Below are 2,825 nucleotides of genomic sequence, written 5' to 3'. Positions count from 1 at the left end.
TTTCTGGTCCCTACAACTTCACCTTCAGGCTCTGCCAGAACTTGTCGATAAGCGGCTTTTCGGTCGCTGCATCCTCGCCGGCAATGCGGGTGATGAACAGCAGCCCCTGATCGGCAAGACCGAAGCCGACGATCTCGAAATCGGCCGTGTCGGTGCGTGTCTTCATCACTGCGCGGATGCCGGTCAATTCCTTGCCGTCGGCGAGCTTGCGCGTCGTCGGCTCCTGCGTCAGCGTGGCACCGGCTTGCACCGATTCCTTGGTCATCTCCTGCAGCATCAGCTGGTTGAGCGACACCGGATTCATCTTGCCATATTCCTGCACGACGACGATCGTGCCCAGCGCCGACGCCATCAGATATTGCGTGATGTTCTCGCCGAGATCGGTCTTGGTCACCGAAATATTGCTCGGATGGACGAAGGAGAAATCGCTGCCGGAGAAGGTGGCGAAGTCGTTGCGCTCGAGCGTCACCTTGCTGTGCTTGCCGCCGGGCAGCGTCACATCAGTGCTCTCGCCGGGATCGATATCGATCGTCACGCCGTCGATGGTAAGCTTGAAGGCCTTGAGATCCTCGGCCCCGGCCGGTCCAGCGCACAGCGCGATGAGGGTGAGTGCCGCCGCTGATACCATCCGCATGGCTTGTTCTCCTGCTCTATTCTTGAGCAGTTCCCTAGGGAAAGCGCTGCGCGCTTTCCCCGGGAAAACCGCGTCACACTTTCCTGGAACTGCTTCTTACGCCACCCCACTCAGCGCCTTGATGGCACGGTAGAAGGTCGAGGAAAACAGTTCCGTAGGGTCATATTGCCGCTTTACCGCCAGGAAGGCCGGCAGCTCGGGATAGGAGGCCAGCAACTCCTTGGCCGTGTAATGCAGCTGGTAGGGCAGGAAAAAGCGCCCGCCATGCTTGATCGTCACGTCGATCAGCGCTCGGGTCAGCACCCGCATCCTGGCATTGCCGTCGGCGTCGGTCGGCTGGTTGATGTAGAGCACCAGCGAATAGGCCGGCTCCGGTGCGTAGGTCAGCGCCACATCCTCCTTGTGGACGATGCGCACCGAGGCGTTGAGCACCGGCAGCGTCTGGTTGCGCAGGATCTCGCGGGCTTCCGCTATGAATTCGACATAGGCGGCACGCGGAATAAAATATTCGTGCAGGATGTCGGTCTCATCCATCTGATCGTTGAAGAGATAGGGCACCGAATCGTGCATCGGGTTGTTGCGGGTGACGAGGCAGGCCTCGCCTTCCGCCATGGCCGAGGTGCGCGCCACCGTGCAGCTTTCGAACTTCGGCTCCAGCGTCTTTTCGGTGAACCATTTCAGCTCCTGGAACAGGCTGCCCCATTTCGCCAGGTTGATGATCACCCGTTTCAGCCCGACCGATCCCGGTTCGCCAATCGCTGGTTGGTCAGCCGGCGGCTGATCGGCCACCTTGTCATAGCGGTAGACGATCATGTCCTCGAGGAAATTGCCCGGCGCCGTCGACAGATGGCCGTAGAACAGGCCGATCTCCTTGTTCGGCTCCAGCACCTCGGCGAAGAATTCTGGAAAATCGTCCGATTTGATGATTTCGCGCGAGGTGCGGTAGACGGCGTTGTCGACGATATCGAGCGTGGCCTCCAGCACCACGCCGAACAGGCCGTAGCCGCCGACGATGTGGCGGAACAGATCGGTGTTCTCGGTGGGCGAGCAGGTCGTCACCGAACCGTCGGCCAGCATCACCCGCATCGAGCGGATCGAACCCGCCACGGAACCCGCCTGATGGTCCATGCCATGCGCATTGACCGACAGTGAGCCGCCGACCGAGAAGATGTCGGTGGACTGCATTGCCTTCACCGCGAAGTGCGGATGCAGAAGGTTCTGGATGTCGTGCCAGCGTGCACCCGGCTGCAGCGTCATGGTCTTCGCCGCCGCATCCACCGTCACCTTGTTGAATTTTCTGAGGTCGAGCACCAGCGCGTTGTCGTCGAAGGCATGCCCGCCCATCGAATGGCGGATGGCGGCCAGCGAAACCTTCAAGCCGTTGGCGCGTGCGAAGGCTAGCGCCTTGGCGATGTGCTCTTCCTCGCCGATCTCGACGACGCCATAGACCGGCGTCCTCGACAGACCGCTGGCATCGTTGATGTCGCCGCCCTTGGCCGACCAGGGCAGCGAAGCATCGAAGGCCGGCGCATTCTCCAGTGGCTTCAGTGGTAGCGCGATGCCGTCAATATCGGCAATCCGGCCGGCGTTCTTTGGTCCCGAAGGTCCGCGCGCCAGCCGCGCCACCGTGGTGCCGCCCCACAGCACCGCGCCGCCGACGACAGCCGCACCCAGCAGCAGCCTGCGCGACAGGCGAAACCCTTTTTGTTCGTCAGCCATGAATATCCCCCGTTGGCCAAGGGATAGCGCGGCTCTTTGGCAAAAACCATAGCGATGGTGCCTGGACAGCGTCCCGCCAGCCATCCTTGGGGTATCCAGCCGGAAGACCTCATCCCGCACGCCGGGCATTGAGGGGCGCAGCATGAAAGTGGCCGATCCCGAAGGGACCGGCCAGGAGTGGAACAGGGTCTGAAAACTGCGTCAGCAGGTCCGCCGACGCACGACGCTCACGCCTTACGAAGCCTTCTTGATCGACGTCACGATGCCGGTCTTGTCATCGACGGTCACCGCCACCTTGGCGCCGACCTTCAGTTTCCCGATCGTCGCTTCCGGCGACAGCTGGTAGATCTTGCCGTCGTCGAGGGTAATCGACTTGGTCGTCGGGTCGACGGCCTGGATGGTGCCCTGAACGGTCGCGGCATAGGCGGTGCCGAGGAAGGCGAGCAGAGCGGCGGTGGTTGCGAGGGTCTTC

The 2,825-nt window shown here is 61.9% G+C and carries 3 protein-coding genes; all 3 read right to left on the bottom strand.

The window, feature by feature from the left end; all coding sequences use genetic code 11:
* Window positions 1-10: 10 nt before the first annotated feature.
* A complete protein-coding gene (locus EN935_RS29760; RefSeq protein WP_127263587.1) occupies window positions 11-634 on the bottom strand; it encodes a hypothetical protein in 624 nt (207 codons plus the stop codon).
* A gap of 96 nt (window positions 635-730) precedes the next feature.
* Window positions 731-2,353: an FAD-binding oxidoreductase gene (locus EN935_RS29755; RefSeq protein ID WP_127263586.1), complete on the bottom strand. Its 1,623-nt coding sequence runs from the start codon at window positions 2,351-2,353 to the stop codon at window positions 731-733.
* Between the two features lie 234 nt (window positions 2,354-2,587).
* Window positions 2,588-2,825, bottom strand: a 238-nt coding sequence (locus EN935_RS29750; protein WP_127373909.1) for a DUF1344 domain-containing protein, incomplete at its 5' end; no start/stop codon positions are given.

Origin of the sequence: Mesorhizobium sp. M7D.F.Ca.US.004.03.1.1, assembly GCF_003998635.1 — a bacterium.
GTDB lineage: Bacteria > Pseudomonadota > Alphaproteobacteria > Rhizobiales > Rhizobiaceae > Mesorhizobium > Mesorhizobium loti.
This window is presented reverse-complemented; position numbering and strand designations above follow the sequence as displayed.

Bases quoted from the DNA above. Each gene is read 5' to 3' on its own strand.
- EN935_RS29760 (WP_127263587.1), bottom strand. From the start codon at position 634: ATGCGGATGGTATCAGCGGCGGCACTCACCCTCATCGCGCTGTGCGCT.
- EN935_RS29755 (WP_127263586.1), bottom strand. From the start codon at position 2,353: ATGGCTGACGAACAAAAAGGGTTTCGCCTGTCGCGCAGGCTGCTGCTG.